Origin of the sequence: Acinetobacter sp. YH12086 (assembly GCF_013419345.1) — a bacterium.
Classification (GTDB): domain Bacteria; phylum Pseudomonadota; class Gammaproteobacteria; order Pseudomonadales; family Moraxellaceae; genus Acinetobacter; species Acinetobacter amyesii.
In genome coordinates this window covers 101,666-120,684 of record NZ_VPAF01000008.1, presented here as the reverse complement: position 1 = coordinate 120,684, position 19,019 = coordinate 101,666, and the positions used below count along the sequence as shown (strand labels likewise).

General features: G+C 41.5%; 13 protein-coding genes and 3 tRNA genes. 8 read left to right on the top strand and 8 right to left on the bottom strand.

What is annotated here, in order from left to right:
* Positions 1 to 21 precede the first annotated feature (21 nt).
* The 5 genes from FTU29_RS10705 to FTU29_RS10685 all read left to right on the top strand — a co-directional run bounded on the left by FTU29_RS10705 (position 22) and on the right by FTU29_RS10685 (position 2,897).
* Entirely contained in the window at positions 22 to 1,440 is a 1,419-nt protein-coding gene (locus FTU29_RS10705; protein ID WP_180024170.1) for an amino acid permease, read from the top strand.
* Between the two features lie 109 nt (positions 1,441 to 1,549).
* The gene (locus FTU29_RS10700) at positions 1,550 to 2,455 is read left to right on the top strand and encodes an alpha/beta fold hydrolase (protein WP_111885776.1); all 906 of its coding nucleotides are present in this window, start codon (positions 1,550 to 1,552) and stop codon (positions 2,453 to 2,455) included.
* Positions 2,456 to 2,587: 132 nt separating this feature from the next.
* Positions 2,588 to 2,663, top strand: a tRNA-Glu gene (locus FTU29_RS10695).
* A gap of 24 nt (positions 2,664 to 2,687) precedes the next feature.
* Positions 2,688 to 2,763 (top strand) — tRNA-Glu (locus tag FTU29_RS10690).
* Between the two features lie 58 nt (positions 2,764 to 2,821).
* Positions 2,822 to 2,897, top strand: a tRNA-Glu gene (locus FTU29_RS10685).
* A 66-nt stretch (positions 2,898 to 2,963) separates the two neighbouring features.
* On the opposite strand, the gene FTU29_RS10680 is transcribed toward FTU29_RS10685, so the two are convergent.
* The 7 genes from FTU29_RS10680 to FTU29_RS10650 form a co-directional block, all read right to left on the bottom strand.
* On the bottom strand, positions 2,964 to 3,563 hold the full coding sequence (locus FTU29_RS10680; RefSeq protein ID WP_180121778.1) for a YiiX family permuted papain-like enzyme: 600 nt from the start codon (positions 3,561 to 3,563) through the stop codon (positions 2,964 to 2,966).
* 88 nt (positions 3,564 to 3,651) lie between these two features.
* On the bottom strand, positions 3,652 to 4,896 hold the full coding sequence (locus FTU29_RS10675) for an NADH:flavin oxidoreductase/NADH oxidase family protein (RefSeq protein ID WP_180121776.1): 1,245 nt from the start codon (positions 4,894 to 4,896) through the stop codon (positions 3,652 to 3,654).
* 112 nt (positions 4,897 to 5,008) lie between these two features.
* Complete coding sequence (locus tag FTU29_RS10670; protein WP_180121829.1) at positions 5,009 to 6,610, bottom strand: ABC transporter ATP-binding protein; 1,602 nt, start codon at positions 6,608 to 6,610, stop codon at positions 5,009 to 5,011.
* Complete coding sequence (locus FTU29_RS10665) at positions 6,585 to 7,598, bottom strand: ABC transporter permease (RefSeq protein ID WP_180121774.1); 1,014 nt, start codon at positions 7,596 to 7,598, stop codon at positions 6,585 to 6,587. Before FTU29_RS10665 ends, FTU29_RS10670 begins: the two co-directional genes overlap by 26 nt.
* The gene (locus FTU29_RS10660; RefSeq protein ID WP_078192926.1) at positions 7,598 to 8,665 is read right to left on the bottom strand and encodes a microcin C ABC transporter permease YejB; all 1,068 of its coding nucleotides are present in this window, start codon (positions 8,663 to 8,665) and stop codon (positions 7,598 to 7,600) included. The genes FTU29_RS10665 and FTU29_RS10660 overlap by 1 nt, the downstream gene beginning before the upstream one ends.
* A 33-nt stretch (positions 8,666 to 8,698) precedes the next feature.
* Positions 8,699 to 10,537, bottom strand: a complete 1,839-nt coding sequence (locus FTU29_RS10655; protein ID WP_180121772.1) for an extracellular solute-binding protein — start codon at positions 10,535 to 10,537, stop codon at positions 8,699 to 8,701.
* A 26-nt stretch (positions 10,538 to 10,563) separates the two neighbouring features.
* Entirely contained in the window at positions 10,564 to 13,890 is a 3,327-nt protein-coding gene (locus FTU29_RS10650) for a LysM peptidoglycan-binding domain-containing protein (protein WP_180121770.1), read from the bottom strand.
* 206 nt (positions 13,891 to 14,096) lie between these two features.
* On the opposite strand from FTU29_RS10650, the gene dnaQ reads away from it, so the two are divergent.
* From dnaQ to nudC, 3 genes are all read left to right on the top strand, one after another.
* Complete coding sequence (gene dnaQ, locus FTU29_RS10645; RefSeq protein ID WP_180121768.1) at positions 14,097 to 15,500, top strand: DNA polymerase III subunit epsilon; 1,404 nt, start codon at positions 14,097 to 14,099, stop codon at positions 15,498 to 15,500.
* 128 nt (positions 15,501 to 15,628) lie between these two features.
* The gene (locus tag FTU29_RS10640; protein WP_180121766.1) at positions 15,629 to 17,275 is read left to right on the top strand and encodes a chemotaxis protein; all 1,647 of its coding nucleotides are present in this window, start codon (positions 15,629 to 15,631) and stop codon (positions 17,273 to 17,275) included.
* On the top strand, positions 17,275 to 18,048 hold the full coding sequence (gene nudC, locus FTU29_RS10635) for an NAD(+) diphosphatase (protein ID WP_180121764.1): 774 nt from the start codon (positions 17,275 to 17,277) through the stop codon (positions 18,046 to 18,048). The genes FTU29_RS10640 and nudC overlap by 1 nt, the downstream gene beginning before the upstream one ends.
* 85 nt (positions 18,049 to 18,133) lie before the next feature.
* Here the strand turns inward: nudC and FTU29_RS10630 are convergent, their stop codons facing one another.
* Positions 18,134 to 19,006: an alpha/beta hydrolase gene (locus FTU29_RS10630; RefSeq protein ID WP_180121762.1), complete on the bottom strand. Its 873-nt coding sequence runs from the start codon at positions 19,004 to 19,006 to the stop codon at positions 18,134 to 18,136.
* Positions 19,007 to 19,019: the final 13 nt, after the last annotated feature.

Below are 19,019 nucleotides of genomic sequence, written 5' to 3'. Positions count from 1 at the left end.
ATTTGATTCTCCTTTTTCTCTATGCAGTCATCACATTCTCCGAATGATGCTTCGCATCAGGGCAATTCTGCGCCGTTAAAACGCGCTATGAGTACTCGACATCTGGTGATGATTTCGCTTGGCGGCGCAATCGGTACTGGTTTATTTCTTGGTTCGGGTGAAGTCATTGCACAAACGGGGCCTGTAGGTGCCATTATTTCGTATTTTTTAGGCGGTATTATCGCCTATATGGTGATGCTTTGCTTAGGCGAGCTCGCGGTACATATGCCAGAATCTGGTTCATTTGGCGCTTATGCTAAACGCTATATCGGACCGGGTACGGGTTATACCATCACTTGGCTGTATTGGCTGACATGGTCAGTAACGCTAGGAACTGAATTTACTGCTGCTGCACTTTTAATGCAGGAATGGTTCCCAGACAGCTCTATGTGGATGTGGACCTTAATCTTTGGTGCTTTTGTATTCTGCTTGAATATGATTTCAACTAAATGGTTTGCTGAATCTGAATTTTGGCTAGCCTTAGTCAAAGTGATTACCGTTGTAGCCTTTATTATTTTAGGTCTATTGGCCATTTTTGGTGTTTTAGGCTATCAAGGCTATGAAGCTGCACCGCTGTTTAGCAACCTCACTGCACAAGGCTGGTTCCCTGAAGGTTTGTTCCCAATCTTCGCTACAATGTTGATTGTTAACTTTGCATTCTCAGGTACTGAACTGATTGGTGTTGCTGCGGGTGAAACCAAAGATCCAGCGAAAAATGTGCCTAAAGCCATTAACACGGCGATTTTCCGCTTATTGATTTTCTTTGTGGGTACCATTGTTGTTATTACTGCACTATTACCACACCAAGAGGCCGGCTTATCTGCCGAAGGTGTAAGTAGTTCACCTTTCGTAACGGTATTCCAGCACATTGGTATTCCTTATGCAGAAGACATCATCCGCTTTGTGATTATCACAGCGCTACTTTCTGCTGCAAACTCTGGTTTATTTGCTGCATCTCGAATGATGTGGTCATTGTCCTATAGTAAGCAATTACCTGCAGTGTTCTCTAAAGTGAACTCACGTGGTACTCCTTATGTTGCAGTAATTGTGACCATGATCGGTGGTATGCCGGGCTTACTTTCTGAGCAATTTGCACCAGAAACCATCTTCAAAAACTTGTTAGGTGTTGCGGCATTTACCATGGTGGTGGTGTGGATGAGTATTTGTTTAAGCCAATTTAACTTCCGTCGTCAGTGGTATAAAGAAGGCAAAACTGCAAAAGATTTAGCTTTTGCTGCACCACTCTTCCCAATCGTGCCGATACTCGGTTTTGTATTCTGTCTGATTACCTGTATTAGTATGGTATTTGACCCAGAAATGTTGACTGGCTTTATCTGCTGTATGATCTTCATTGTGGCGTGTTATATCAGCTACTACACCTTGTATCACAACAAAGATTGATCTGCGTTGTCATACAAAACACGATAAAAGAGTAACTTCGGTTGCTCTTTTTTTATGGCTATATTTTAATAAAAGTAGAATAAAAACTGGTCCGTCGATGATGTGCAATATGCAGATCATCTTTATCCATGGCATGAATCAACAGCAACAAACTGCACGTTCGCTTGAACAGCATTGGCTTGCACTGTTGTCTCAAGGCTTAAAGCAAAGCCATCAAGAGACTTTTTTATCGTATATACAGCACCATATGCGCATGCCTTTTTATGGAGACTTACTCACGCGTTATCATTTGCAGAATATGCTTCAAGCCAGCACCTTGACACCTCAAACGTGGCCACATTTTCCGTTTATCCATCGCACTGAACTCCCAGAAAAATCACCAAAAGTACTTGAGCATCATGCTGTACAAAATAATCTACCTGACATCACCCTCAATGATGCTATTGGATTGAGCCAGTCATTCAAATCGATCACCGCACTCGGCAAAGATCTTGCCCTACGCGATTTTGCAGTTTTAATGAATTATTTCCCAAAATTACATGCCACACTTTTGCATAAATTTTTGGTCGAAACTTATCTCTATTTATCCAATCCACACTTTATTCAGGCAGTTCACACTCGTCTGCATGAGCAATTACATCAAACGAAACCCACCCTTTTGATTGCACATTCATTAGGTAGCGTGATTGCGTATCATTTTTTACTGTTACATCCTGAACTCAATATACAGCGCTTTATCACCTTGGGCTCACCTTTGGCTTTTCGTGTCATCCAAGCCCACTTACCTCAGCCTTTACAGCGGCCTGATGCAATTTCAGGCGATTGGTTAAACTTTTATTCACATGATGATTTTCTCAGCGCTTTTCCACTGAGTCAGGCACCATTTGATTTTCAACCCGCCATTATCAACCAGCAAATTCAGACATCGATTGAACACCCACACGATATTGCTGGATATTTAACGCATCCAGAAGTTATTGCTACAATCTTACAAGTGTTGAAAAAACCGACATAAATAATGTATTTTTCAAACATTTTTAGCAAATTGTTTTAATTTTATGCACTCAACAACAAAAACTGAATTTATTTATAGAAAAGCGTTTGACACCCCCCGATTTTCACCCTAATATACGCCCACCTCTGAAACGTCCCTATCGTCTAGAGGCCTAGGACATCGCCCTTTCACGGCGGTAACCGGGGTTCGAATCCCCGTAGGGACGCCAATTTTCAGAAGTACATTTTATTAAGTCCCTATCGTCTAGAGGCCTAGGACATCGCCCTTTCACGGCGGTAACCGGGGTTCGAATCCCCGTAGGGACGCCATTATTTAGTCTAAAAACTTAGACTGAAATAAACAGTTTTAAAATTTGCTTTCTGTACTGTCCCTATCGTCTAGAGGCCTAGGACATCGCCCTTTCACGGCGGTAACCGGGGTTCGAATCCCCGTAGGGACGCCATATTCGAGTTGGTTTTAACCACTCATTAAAAAGCTCAAGCATTGCGACTTGGGCTTTTTTATTGCCTTAATTTCTAAATATTTCTTTTAAAAGTTTTGAATCATAAATGGCCTTAGGGGCAATCACCTGCTCATTTAGCGGAATATTTTGACCATAGCGCTGCCGCATTAGGCGCTGCACTTCATATTGTTTTAAATCAAATTGTTTCAGTTGTTGTAATGGAGAAAGTTCGATTCCTAAAGCATGCTGATAAGCTTTCCAAACAATTTCAGAACAGTAAATTGCACGATCATCCCATTCAAAATAAATATCATAGGGTTTGCCCAAGTACTTTTCCGCATGTTGCACCAGCTTCGTTTTCTGCTGCACATTTAAGGGTTGTTTGAGCCTTTTCACCACATAGTGAGCATTCTCCCCACGTGCGATCCATTGATTTAAAGCGGTATATTGCACAGGTTGAATAGCTTCAAGCACCCAGGTTTGGTTATTTTTATTTACGATCATGCCCATGTGACTATAGGGCGAATGTGTGGCCTTTTGAATGCTTAAACTTTGTTGTGACTTTGAGATATGAAAAATAATATCTCCCGTCTGAAATACGGACTGGGCATAGAGGGCAGAACTGAGCCCCGAAAGAATGACTATTAATATTAAAATTTTAGACATTTTTATTGTAAGCAATATTGATATGAATGAAGGCAACCATAACATGGATGTATGCCGATTGCCCTGATTCTAATAATTCAATGATTAATTAAGCCGACTTACGTGAATTGACTTGCCCTTTAATGACCGCTGTTAAATTTCCTTTAAGATATTTAAAAAACACTTTTAAGGGTGAAAGTTTAGGATTTGGCTGTTTGCCTTCACCAATCGATTTAAACTGAGCGGCATACCAAATAATTTCCATAATCGCCATTTTATCAATCATCGGTATGCCAGTTTTAATTTTGTCCACACCGTAACGAACATCCTGCCCCGCCAATAAACGATCAGCCAAATCGACTTCTACAGCGAAAGGACGTGCAATACCAATAAAATCACAAGCTCCACTGTCTAGTGCAGCATTCATGCCTTGCACGGTTCTAAACCCGCCGGTAACCATTAATGCGCATTTCACTTCTTTACGGATATTGTCCGCAAAATCGAGGAAATAAGCTTCACGAGCAATGGTACTGGCTTTACGTTTTTCTTCTTTAACACCCGCCATCGCTGGCGCTTCATAGGAACCGCCCGAGATTTCAATCATATCAATCCCTGCGGCATCGATTGCCTTAAAGACCTCAATCACATCTGCTTCGCTAATTCCGCCGCGTTGGAAATCAGCAGAATTCAGTTTAACCGAAATAATAAAATTATCTGTCGTCGCTGCACGAACTGCCTTATAGATTTCAAGCAAAAAACGCATGCGGTTTTCATTTGAGCCGCCCCACTGATCTTGACGTTTATTGGTCAATGGCGACAAAAACTGACTAATTAAATAACCATGCGCACCATGCAATTGCACGCCTTCGAAGCCTGCCTTTTCACAAATGTGTGCAGCACGTGCAAAACGCTGAATGATATCTAAAATTTCATCTTCACGAAGTTCGCGCGGTGTTCCAAAAGTTGTAGCTAACATCGGACTAAATGGTACAGCGGACGGCGCAACCGTTTCCTTATTTAAACCTTTAGGACATTGACGACCCGGATGTGAAAGTTGAACCAATTGCACCATGCCGTGCTTCTTACCTAACTCAGCCCACTGTGTTAACTGCGCCAAATCTCGCTCTGTTTCAGCGACAACAACCCCTGGCTCATTTTTAGCACGAAAATCCACCATGACATTACCGGTTATGGCACAGCCTAAACCACCCTTCGCCCAAGCTTCATATAATCCAAAATGTAAGTGATTGGGTTGGCCTGCAGTATTGGCCAATGCTTCACTCATTGCACCTTTAATGATGCGATTTTTAAATGTGGTATTACGAATTTTAAAGCTTTCAGCTAAATGGCTCATGGCAATGTCCAAAATGAAATAATAAGTCCTGAGTATTTACTCTAATTATTATTTTCTAAAGGTCAAGGATATTTTGACAATGACACTTGTCAAAATATCCATAAGTTTGATTTTAGTATTGGCTGGCTTCAATTAATTTACGGGTATAGTCCGTTTGTGGTCGCGCAAATAGATCTGCGGTGTCTTGAAACTCCATGACTTTGGCATGTCGCAGTACCAACACTTTTTGGCACAAGGCTTTGACCACGTGTAAATCATGACTGATAAATAAATAACTCATATTAAATTCTTGCTGCAAACGCCGTAGCAGCTTCACGATGGCTTTTTGTGTCGTCCGATCTAGTGCCGATGTGGGTTCATCGAGAATCAGCAGTTTAGGACGTAATACCAACGCACGTGCTAAGGCGACTCTCTGCCGTTGCCCACCGGATAACTCATGTGGATAACGCTGCTTGAATGAGCTTGCTAATTCGACTTTCTGCAAAGCTTCATCTATACGCTGTACAATTTCATTTGCAGATAAATGCTGTAAGGCCAGACCTTCGCCAATGGTTTGCTCTACATTGAGCCGTGGATTTAAACTACTGAATGGATCTTGAAAGACGATTTGAAATTCACGACGTAAAGGTCTGAGCTGTTTTTCTGAAAGTTGATTGATGGCGTGTTGATTTAACATAATTTCGCCATCACTTTCTATGAGCCGAGCAATAGCCAGTGCTAAAGAGCTTTTCCCTGAACCACTCTCTCCAACAATACCGATCGACTCACCTTCAGCCATTGTTAAATCCAAAGCTTCTACCGCAACGACATAATTTTTAATGCGATTCAATAAGCCTTGTTTGACTGGGAACTTCACTCCTAACTGGCGTAATTCTAAAAGTGTTTGAGTTTGCGAAACCTGTATTGCTTTACCAAAATCATGGTCTAATAAATTTTGGGTATACGCCTGCTTCGGTTGCTCAAAAATTTCCTGAACACCACCTTGCTCCACCACTTGCCCACGATTCATCACAATCACATATTCTGCATAGCGCTTGACCAAATTCAGGTCATGGCTAATTAATATCATCGCCATATTACGCTGCTGTTGTAGCGACTTTAATAAATTTAAGATTTGCGCTTGCAATGTGACATCTAAAGCCGTGGTTGGCTCATCAGCGATTAAAATATCAGGATCTAAGGCCAATGCCATGGCAATCATGACACGTTGACGCTGCCCGCCTGATAACTCATGTGGATAGCGTCTTAATTTATCTTCAGCATCAGGAATACCCACATCATTTAATAATTCTATAACCCGCTGCCGAGCTTTTGCCTTCGACCATCCCTGTAACAACAGTGACTCACCAACAATCTTTTCCACCCGATGTAAGGGATTTAAGGCCGTCATCGGCTCTTGAAAAATCATGGCAATTTTCTGTCCACGAATGTTTCGGTGCTGCTCAGGACTCAGTCCAAGAATATTTTGTCCATTCAGGCTGACGCTGCCTGTGACCTGCAGATCACTTGGCAACAAACCGAGTATAGCTAGGCTGCTAATCGATTTACCTGAACCGCTTTCTCCAACAATGGCTAACGTTTCACCTGCATGCAATTTAAAATTCAGGTCTTCAACCAAGACCTGTGCTGCATGTGAAATATGTAAATGTTCAACCGCTAATACGATGGGAGGTACATTAACTTGATGATTATTGACGTCTAGGATCGAATGCATCACGTGTCGCCTCCCCAATGTAAATCAATAAAGACAGCACGATCGCTAAGGTAAAGAATCCCGACAAGGCCAACCATGGTGCATTCAGATTATTTTTCCCTTGAAGCAATAACTCACCTAATGACGCTGCATCAGGCGGTAAGCCATAACCTAAGAAATCTAAGGCTGTGAGTGCCGTAATATTTGCCGTAAGCATGAAAGGTAGCTGTGAAAGACTGGAACTCATCGCATTTGGTAAGATATGCCGAAACATAATGGTGCTATCTGTATCACCAAGACTCCGTGCTGCACGTACATAGTCAAAATTACGCGCCCGCAAAAACTCCGCACGAACCAAGCCAACTAAAGTGGGCCAGCCAAACAACAGCATAATGACAAAGAGCCAATACACACTCGGCGTAAACATGCTGACCAAAATCATCACCATGAATAGCATCGGTAGTCCACCCCAGACTTCTAAAATCCGTTGACCAATGAGGTCTATCCACCCACCATAATAGCCCTGTATCGCCCCAACGATGATGCCCAATATGGCTGAAGCAAAAGTTAATGCAAAACCAAACAGGAGCGACACACGTAATCCATATAAAATACGCGCGAGCACATCACACCCTTGGTCATCTGTACCAAGCCAATTTTGTGCAGTTGGGGCAGATGGTACAGGTACAGCCAGCTCTAAATTCGGTGTTTGATAGGAAAATTTAATCAGTGGCCACACAGCCCAGCCTTTCTCTTCAATCAGTTGCTGCACTACAGGATCTTTATAATCTGCCTCAGTTTCAAATACCCCACCGAAAGTGGTTTCTGGATAACTTTTTAGTACCGGCACATATAAAGAATCATCGTATTTAACCAAGAGCGGTTTATCATTGGCAATAAACTCAACAGCTAGTGACAACATAAAAATCAAGGCAAAGCTGATAAAGCATGTAAAGCCTAATTTATTTTCTTTAAAACGTTGAAAACGTGCTTGCATGATCGGAGACATTATTTTGCCCCCTGCGAATCAAAATTAATTCGTGGATCAATCATTTGATACATGACATCACTGATTAATCTTAAGATCAGCCCCATCAAGGTAAAAATAAACAAGGTGCCAAAAATGACTGGATAATCGCGCTGTACGATGGCTTCAAACCCCAACAATCCCAGACCATCTAAATTGAAAATAATTTCAATAAATAGATTTCCCACAAAGAAGATGCCGATCAAGGCTTCTGGCAGACCAGCAATGACAATGAGCATTGCATTACGAAATACATGCCCATACAGCACACGTGATTCGGTCAAACCTTTAGAACGAGCAGCAAGAACATATTGCTTATTTAGTTCTTCCATAAAAGAGTATTTGGTCAGATAAGTTAAGCCAGCGAAACCACCAATTACCATAGCAAACAAAGGCAACGCCATATGCCAAAAATAATCTGCAATTTTGCCAAATACACTTAACTCAGCAAAATTCTCTGAAACTAAACCTTGTAGAGGAAACCACTGAAAATATGAACCACCTGCAAAAAATACAATGAGTAAAATGGCAAAGGCAAAAGCAGGAATGGCGTAGCCGATAGCCAATAAAATAGACGTACTTTTATCAAATAACAGACCATGTTGACGGGCTTTTTTAATGCCTAATGGAATAGACACCATATAGATCAGCAAGGTACTCCATAAACCAAGGGATAAGGATACAGGCAGCTTTTCCCAAAGCAGCTGAGTCACAGGCTTATCTTTAAAAAAACTGGTACCAAAATCTAGCGTTACATAGCCCTTTAACATGAGCCAAAAACGTTCGAATAATGGTTTATCGAAACCATATTGCGCTTCGATTTTTGCCACCATTTCTTCACTGAGGCCTTTAGCACCTTGGTATTTACTGCCTGTCGTCGCAGTTTCACCACCACCTGTGTTTCCCATACCTTGAAAGGACTCAGCTTGCTGTATGGCTTGTTCAACAGGTCCTCCCGGTGCAATCTGAATCACGACAAAGTTAATCAGTAAAATGAAAAACAATGTTGGAATAATCAGCAGCAATCTTTTTAAAATATATGTGCCCATGTTGCTTTAACATTCCTTGTCATTCAGGTGTATTCATTGCTGCCGTAGATATTGTGTTATGTGCTTGGTTTGAGCTACATCACTCCACCAATAGTCAATCCCAACAGAAAGTTTAGGTTTGACATAAGGCTGCTTATACATATGCCAATAGGCAAACCAGTTTTCACTTTGCCCAAACATTGGGATTTGATAATAACCCGCTCTGAGCAGGCGGTCTAAAACACGCGTACGAATATTCAATTCTTCCCGATTTGGAGCATTGATCACCTGTTGAATGAGCTGATCTATTACAGGATTTTTAATCCCTGCATAATTATAATTACCCACTTGGTCAGCTGCTTGACTGCCCCAAAGTTGAGCTTGCTCACCCGCTGGAGTGAGCGATTGAGGCATTTCATCCACGATCATATCAAAGTCAATATTTCGCATCCGCTCGGTGTATTGCGGTCCATCGACTTGTCGCAATAGCACCTGAATACCTAAACGTTTCAAATTTCGTATAAATGGCATTAAGGTTCGCTGCAAATCTTGTTGCTGAATCAAGATTTCGAATTTCACAGGCCGAGATTTTGCATCCACCAATCGGCCGTCTTGATAAAGATAACCCGCATTCAATAACAGTTGGCGTGCATGCAGCAGATTTTTTCGATTAAATCCACTGCCATCAGAAACGGGATATTGCCAATTGGATAAGACCCCCTGTCTTTGAATAGGATCAAGTTGCGATAACATCGGTTTTAAAATATCCAACTCTTGGATAGAGGGTTTCCCCTTCGCTTCTAGCACACTATTACTAAAATAACTCTGTAAACGCTGATACTGCCCATAAAACAACGCTCTATTTTGCCATTCAAAATCATAAGCATAGGTTAAAGCTTGTCGAAAGCGAATATCGCTAAATGGCGCACGGCGGGTATTAAATACGAGACTTTTTGTGGGAATCGGTCGTTCATGTTTAAAGCGATATTTGACAATTTTACCGTCTTTAAAAGCAGGAAAATTGTACGCTCCCACCCAATTACGTGCAGTCTTTTCCTCATATAACGTAAATTGACCCGCTTTAAAGCCTTCAAAGGCAATGTCAGGACTGCGGTAATATACATATTTCAGATGGTTAAAATTATACCGACCACGATTAACAGCTAAGTTCTGCCCCCAATAGTTAGGATTGCGCTTGTAGCGAATACTCCTACCAGCATCGATCTTCTCAATCGTGTAAGGGCCTGAGCCTAATATGGGCTGCAATGTAATTTGAGTAAAATCTTTTTTTTCCCAATCTCGTTTGGAATAAATCGGCATTTGCGCCAACATCATGGGCATATCAGTATTATGTCCAGATTTAAAACTCATCCTCACCTGATATTTAGATAAAACTTCTGTTTTGTCTAAATCCGCTAAATACATTTGCAAACCTGGATTTGACTTGGTCTGAAAAGTATCAAAACTAAATTTAACGTCTTCAGCAGTGAGTTCAGAACCATCACTAAACCGTGCTTTTGGGTTTAAATGAAAAATAACAAAATTAGTTTTTTTCGGGTCAAATGTCACCTTTTCGGCAAGCAACGGATACATCACACCCGGTTCATCTAAAGATGAACTCATCAAGCTATCAAAAAGATAATTGATACCTTCAACAGAACGCCCTTTTCCATTCATGCTGTTTAAATTATCAAAACTCCCAATACTCGAAGTCGTGATATATCCCCCTTTATTGGCAAGAGGATTGGCATAGGGCATTGCCTGTAATTGATGATATTGAGGGCTGCTCTGTATGGCAAGAAAAGGCGTGGTCTGCAATGCAGCCCACGCCCCTGTTGAAAGTATGCTCAAAGTCATACCAAACACGTAACGCGAAGTTGAAGCAGAATACATTCAACTTAACTCCTTAATGTTTAGACTCAGTTTGGTACTTTAATGACTTCACCAATACGTAACTGAGCAGACGGTTGCATATCATTCATTTCAGCAAGTTTTGATGTATCTAGTCCATAACGGCTTGCTAAACCAATCAATGTATCGCCGCGTTTAATACGGTATTCACTAATAGTTTTAGGGACTTGTAAATTTTGACCGACACGCAGTCCTGCCCGCGGATTCAAGTTATTTAATTCAGCCAATGCTGCCACAGTTAAACCTGTCCGACTAGCAATCGAATTTAAAGACTCGCCTGATTTCACAGTATAGCTTTCAGTATTTGCTGGTTTCACATTACTCGTGGAGGATTTAGCTTGCGTTTTTTTGGTTTCAGTTGCTTTACTAGCTACATCAGCAGGTAGTTCACCATCTACTTTTAAACGCTGCCCTACACGAATCGCACTATTGGTATTGAGGCCATTTAATTCAGCTAAATAACGTAATTGAAGATGATATTTCTTCGCAATCACACCCAATGTTTCACCTGATTTCACCACATGAATATCGGTCACTTCAGCAGAATTCGTTCGTGTATTGGTTTTGCTTTCAGTTTTGGTCGGGTCAACTTTAGTTTCTACTTTAACCGGTGCAACATCACCTGTTAATTTTAATTTCTGCCCAACACGTAGACCTGAACTACGCTCTATGCCATTTAAATTCGCGACATAGTCCATGCCCAAATCATAGCGGCTAGCAATACCTGTCAGTGTATCGCCAGACTGCACCACATAAGTATCTGGAACAGTTGAACTTGCAGGAACTTTAATGCTTTGCCCAGCCATCAGCCCACTATTTACCGACATATCATTTAGACTCGCCAATTCTGACAAACTGATCTTTGACTGCGTCGCAATGCTGTAAAGCGTATCACCACGCTGCACTTTATAGCTTTCAACTTTATACGCAGGATCAACTTTGACATTTTCAATGCGATTCAAGACTTTGCTTTCGAGCTTCTCAACTTCTGCTACAGCTTGTAAAGGCACATTAATTTTTTGCCCCACCATCAAGCTACTGCCAGCCGTTAAGCCAGTTGTTAAATCTGCCAACTCTTGATTTGACAGCGCATAACGATCTGCAATGAGTTTTAGATATTCACCACGTTTTACCGTGTAGGATTTGGTTTGAACTTTTGCAGGTTTTTCGACAACTTGAGCGGCTTTCTTATCAGCTTCCAATTTTGCTTTCGATGCAGGCGTTTCTTTTAGGGATAATTTCTGTCCAACATATAAACCACTCGTGGTGGTTAAACCATTGTAGTCGGCGAGTTGCTTCGTACTTAAACCAAATTGACTCGCAACAGCTGTAAGACTGTCATTTGCTTTCACCACATAGCTATCTGCGATAGGCTTAGCTTTCGATTCTTCATTATTTTGCACAATCGGTTTCGCATCATATAAATAGATGGTCGTACCGACATACAAGGTCGAATCTGGCGAAATTTGGTTCCAAGCTGCAATATCACGCCAATTCACGCCATTTTTCATCGCGATCAACGCTAATGTGTCGCCCGCTAAAACTGTATAAGTACTGCGTTTACCTTTAGGTGGTACAACTACAATTTCAGAATCTGTACGAATGACATTTTTACCTTGGTTGCGTTTTGCTTCTTCGGAATCTGCACCTGTATTTTCAGCCACGCTTTTCGGGTAAGAGAACCCTTTCGTCAGTTCTTTTCCTTGTTGATCCGCAATCGACTGGCTAGTCTGAATCGCAGTTAACTTAATTTTGCCATCGTAAGGATCGACAATTTCAGTGCCCTTCGGCGCAATAGCTTTAATTTCCTGAACGACTTCTTCTTGTTCTGCTTTAGTCGCTACTGGTTTTAATACCTCATCGACTGTTTTGGTCTCACCTTCAGCTTTAATAGCCGCCATGATTTGCTCACGCTCATTTGCGCTGAGTGGTGGCTCGACAGACACGGCTTTCACAGGAGTCGAAGGTGTTACAGCGACTGGTATACGCGGCGCACTTGGAATATCACTATTCGATGCAAAAGCAGCCAAAGCAGATGATCCTATTGGCGTTTTGCCTTTCGTTCCTGATGGAACACTCGGCGTTACCGTTGCAGCGACTACAGGTGGTTTGGCAGAAGCTGTCACTGTCGGCTGTGTTTTAAGCGTAGGTGGCGTCACTTTAGCGGGCTGAATAGTTTTACTATTTAATTCCGGCGGAGTAACACGTGATGGTGTTATTTCAACATTATTTTTTGGTAAGTTATAAGTTGAATTACTTGCCCAATAACCTGATGAACCACCTGATTGTAATTTCTTCAAACGTGCATCGACTGATGGACTCACATCCGCAGGAATTAAAATCCGCATTGGGCTACTGCTGTCAATCACATCGCCACGATGCCCGGGATTTAGTGCATAGAGTTCTGCACGGCTTAAACCGGTAATAGATGCAATTTCATTTAAATTTGCAGGCCCTACAGCCACTTCACGAAAGTGTGGACGGTTGGCAATTGGCGGTAAACTTACGCCATAAGCACTTGGATTTTTAATAATTTGAGCAACAGCCAAGAAACGTGGGACATAGTTCATGGTTTCTTGGGGCAGTTTTAGTGACCAATAATCCGTTGGCAAACCTGCCGCACGGTTACGGTTAATCGCCTGTTGAATGCGGCCCGGCCCTGCATTATATGCAGCCAAAGCCAATTCCCACGAACCGAACTGGTTATGTAGCGCACCTAAAAACTCATAAGCTGCACGCGTTGATTCCACTACGTCACGACGACCATCATACATTGAGGTTTGTTTTAAGCCGTAAATACGTCCAGTACTTGGAATAAATTGCCATAAGCCTGCTGCGGCTGCACTTGAGGTTGCTGCTGGGTCATAAGAACTTTCAATCACTGGTAATAACGCCAACTCAGTCGGCAAACCACGACGTTCTGCTTCTTTAACCGTGTGATATAAATAACGGGACGCACGCGCACTTAAACGATCAATATATGGTTGACGTGAAATAAACCAACCACGCTGCGCTTCAATTCGCGTATCCCAGTGGTTCAAATCCATTTTGAAACCCACGGTCATACGCTTCCAGACATCACCATGCTTAAGTACTAAAAGGCGATCGCCTTCTACGGCACGCATGTCTGTTGCAGAAAGTAAATCTTCGAGTGAATCTAAACTATTGGCATCGAGAAAGTTTGAGCCGACTTGTTTACTTGCTGAGTTCTGCTTAGTCGTTTGCGATGAAGAACAGCCCGTCAGACCAAGAGCTGCGAGTGCAGAACCCAAGACTGTAAATTTAAAAATTTGTGGTAACGTAGGCTGCCAGACAGTCGCAGTTGATTTATACATAAAAAAATCCAGACAACTCATATAAAATTTATTTTTTAGATATGCCATTGTAGTGAAGCAGAACACAGACACAAGGCGTTAATTTAACGCTATTTCAGTATAAATGTTACAAGAAATTAAAAAAATCGCCAGAAATGGATTTCTCTCTGTCATTTGCGTTATACAATATACGGTTCTGAATGCTTGTTTTTCTCCGGATTTGATTTATGTCTCAAACAATCACGCTTTATGTTGATGGTGCATGTAAAGGCAACCCTGGCTTAGGGGGTTGGGGGGCCTATATCATCCGTGAAACTGGAGAAGAAAAACTCTGCGGCGGCGAAGCTGAAACCACCAATAACCGTATGGAATTGACTGCTGCAATTGAAGGCATTCAACACTGTCCGTCCGATGCAAAACTGATTATTTGGACAGACTCCAACTATGTCAAACAAGGCATTACCGAGTGGATACATGGTTGGAAAAAGAAAAACTGGAAAGATGTTAAAAATCCTGATCTGTGGAAATTACTGGATGCAACTTGTCAGGGTCGGGAAATTGAATGGAACTGGATTAAAGGGCATGCAGGCCATCCAGGAAATGAAATGGCAGATCAATTGGCCAATCTAGGCGCAGAAAAAACCCTCGAACAGATCAAACTAGCGGCATCAACTACAGCTGAAGCACCTAAAAAAAAAGCTGAACCTGACTGGCTATTAAATGATCCGTTTGGACTTGAATTTGCTGATAGCGAGGATGTAGCAGAAGAAATCTCAGCCGAGTCAGCTATTGACGCAGAGCAGATTGATGACATTACGATAGAACAACAAGCAACTGACACTGCTTCAACGTTGAATGAAGCTGCCCCTATCCAGTCTAAGCAAGCTGCTGAAATCCATCCAATGATTGTCATTACACCAGCAACTGTCGATGTATCTGGCCCACGACAATTAATTTTGGATACGGAAACCACAGGTTTCTATTTCCAAGATGGCGACCGTATTATTGAAGTCGGTGCAGTGGAAATGATTAACCGCAAACTGACCGGTAGCTCAATTCATATTTATATCAACCCGCAAAAACCTGTCGGTGAATCTGAAAATATTCACGGAATCAGTGATGACTTTCTAAAAGACAAACCACTGTATGCTGAAATTGCTGATGTCTTATTTGACTATCTTAAAGGCGCAGAAATCATTGCGCATAACGCAACCTTCGATATGAACTTCCTTGATATGGAGTTCAAACGTGCCGGTTTTGTGGCCTTATCTGAAGTTTGCGAAGTTACCGATACCTTGGCTATGGCCAAAGCCAAGCATCCAGGCCAGAAAAACTCACTCGATGCATTAGTGCGTCGTTACGAAATTCCACAACGTGACCGTACCTTCCATGGTGCCTTACTCGATGCGGAAATTCTGTCTGACGTATACCTAGCAATGACGGGTGGTCAGGTATCCTTTGATATCGATGCCCTGACCCACTCGCAAAATGAAGATGGTTCGCAAACCCGCGCCGCTGTTGAAATAGAATTACCAGTGATTTTACCTTCAGCCGATGAACTTGAAGCCCATGAGACATGGGTCAAACAATTTGAAGAAAAACATGGTACACCTTGCCTTTTTGCGAAATAAAATCTAAATTTCGTGTTACTTTTTGTATATAAACAATTCTTACATACGCTATAGTAAAACCATAAACATGGACCGCCTTAAGGGGCGGTTAATAAACAAGATAAAACATCTAGGAAAGGTGCAGATACATGTCTTACCAAACCTCTATCCATTTTGATCCAACGGCTTTGCTGATAATAAAAAATGAGGTTGATAACTCAATCAAGTTAGTCGAATCAGCAGTCAGCACCTTAGTTGAAGATCAAACTTTACCTTTCGGGATTGATGATGCACTGATTCAATTTGAACAATGTGCTCAAGTACTAGCTTTAGTTGATATGCCAAGTTTGTCAAAAATCGCTCAATATTCAGCAGAGTTAATGCGCAAGATCATGGGGAATCCTGCGCAAATTAACACTCAAGAGGTCATCGCACTGAGCGAAGGCACGACCATGCTGAAACGCTATATCGAATTTATCTGCCTACGTGAAGTTAAAATTCCACAGTTCCTGCTGGACAGTCTTAATCGTCTAGAACTGTCTTTGGGTAAACCTCTAACGTCGGAAGGCCAACACATTGAGTCCCTACTCGATTGTATTACTCCTGACTTTGACTTACCTCAAGCTCCTGCACTTGAAAAATCAAAATACGTTCACCGTCTGTATAAGTTGGCGTTGAATAAATTGATTAAACAAGAAGAAACTGAGCTGGATTTGCAAGCGATTAAATTGGTCGGTGCGTATTTAGCAGGTCTTTCAGACAAACATCCAAGTAAACAATATTGGAACTTGGTTTTTGTTGCGTTTAATCAAATTGATCAAATCTTAATTACCGATGCTCGTTTACGTACCTTGGTAAGCATTGAACGCAATATGGCTCAATATTTTGCAGGAACTGAGCGCTTTAAAGCATCCATTTCTGATTTAGCCAATGTCTTAAGTCTAAACATTAGCCAAGAAGATGACATTTCTCATCATATTCGTGGCAAATTAAATATCGGTGAAGACCTTCTTACCGACACCCAATTGCAAGTTTTCAGTCGTCATTTATATGGTCCTGACTTCGACACCATGCATACCATTGGTGAATTGGTTACGACTGAAATGACGCAAATTCGTAATGATATTGAATTTAACTATCAAAATATGACGCCTGAAAAAACCCAAGAACTTCAAGCGAAATTGAACGAATTGGCAAATATTTTCAAAGTCTTGAACTTAAATGAAGCGTATAACGACCTGTCGCGTCAAGCTGCGTCATTAGGTAATGCTGAGATTTTACAAGATGAAAGCTTTGCCCAGCAGTTGATGAACAATATCTTGTCTGCCATGAACTCGATTGGTGTGCTTGAGCGTCATCACACTTCTAGCCGCTTACAACTTCGTGTGAATAATATGAATATTTCACTCGACCGTTTAGATGAAGCACACGCTGCTCTGTTAAATGAGACCAAGGTTTTAATTGATGCTGCTAGCCAATCTTTGGTTCAGTATTTACAAAACCAAGATTTGACACAACTTGAAGCGACTGCAACTCAATTCCGTGAAATTGGTGGTGCAATGTTGTTCCTCAATGCAGATGCAGCTCAAAATGCGCTGAATTCAACAGCTCAATTCATTGTGAAACGAGTTGAATCTTCAACAGCGATTGAAGCAAACGAAGTGAATCAAGCATTAGATTCATTGGCAAGCGCAGATATGTTGATTGACAATTTAAAGAACAAACAACCTGTTTTACAGGGCATGTTTAAGGTAGCATTGGACAGTAGCGAAAAACTGAAATCAGCAGCAGCCTAATGTCTAAATTATCACTTGCGTATATCTTCAAACAACAGCAATTGCTGGTCGATGAAAACTTTCAACTTCCCGAAGTTGAGCAACTCGCAAGTGATTTAAATATTGGCACGGGTGATCGAGTGATTGCCCGTGATCTACTTGAAAATGAGCCAATTCCTGAAGGCTTACAACTCATCCCTATTCGTCAGCTTTTACAACTTTGGAATGTTCAGCAATTTGAACAAGCCAGCCGTGCTATTCAACTTTTAGAATGGCGCCGTAATCATAAATTTTGTAGCCACTGCGGTACTGCAACTCAAGTCCACGCCACAGAATATGCTATGGTTTGTCCCGCTTGCGGATATCACCAATACCCTCGTGTCAATCCTTGTGTCATTACCGTCATTACCCGTGGTGAAAATGAAATTTTATTGGCAAAAAATGCAAAAAATGTCCGTGCTATGTATGGACTGATCGCAGGTTTTGTTGAAGTCGGTGAAACTCTAGAAGAAGCAGTTCGTCGTGAAACTGAAGAAGAAGTTGGGCTGAAGGTCAAAAATATTCAATATCTGGCAAGCCAACCTTGGCCCTTCCCAAGTAATTTAATGATCGCCTTTAAAGCAGAATATGCTTCAGGTGAACTTCAATTACAAGAAGAAGAAATAAGTGATGCGGCTTTCTTTAAATTTGATGCATTACCTGAAATTCCGTTCAAAGGAAGTATCGCCCATTCAATGATTATGCATGTCATCCATGGGTCTGCTGTTGCAGATGACACCGAAGCATGGTTATAAGTAGCTATTTTTAGTAAATAAATCATGCAATAAAAAAACCGCCATACTTGGCGGTTTTTTATTTTCAATCATTTAACCAAAGACATTAAGGTGGACTAATTTCATCGAGTACACGCATGATTTCAGCTTTGGTTTTAAAGAAGCGACTAAATAGACTCGAAACTGAACCAATCATCGTGATGTGCCCAACACGAGGGATTTGAATCAATTGACTATGGTTGCCTGAGGCTTTTAATCGACGATCAAAATCTTCACTATTGCTATGGCCAACGATATTGTCTTTATCCGCAGTGAATAGATAATGCTTCACTTGATTTTGCTCAACAAAATAATATGGCATCACTTGTTGATACGGTACATTTTGATCAAAAGCATTTGCACAAATCGGATCACCTTTATAATCAAAATGATATGGCCCTGCCAAACCCACGATTGCACGAATATTCTCTTTCACTTGTAGCTGATAAGGCATCGGATGATACAGTGCAGACATGACATTAAATGCCCCTGCCGAATGTCCCATTAACACCACATTTTCCACTTCAATCTGCAACTTATGCTGAGACTGCGTCAAATAGTTTAATGCAAGGATAAGATCATCAATTGAAGCCGGAAAAATATATTCAGGTGCGAGATGGTAATTGATGACAGCAACATCGAAGCCTTCTTTTGCAAAAGCCTCACCAATGAATCCATAGTCCTTTTTGTCACCATGCATCCACGCTCCACCATGTACAAAAACGATGAGTGGACGTTGCTGACGAGGTGCTGACGTGCGATACAAATCTAGGCGATGGCGCGCTTTTAGACCATAAGGGATATTGTTTTGAACATGATATCCTTGTTTGGGTGTCAGTCGATTTAATGCATAACTGCCAAAATCATATAACCGAAAATTTCGGTATAAAGATTTAGCCAAATCCATTTTTTGCTGAAGCCGCAGAGACCATTGATTCATATATTACAACATC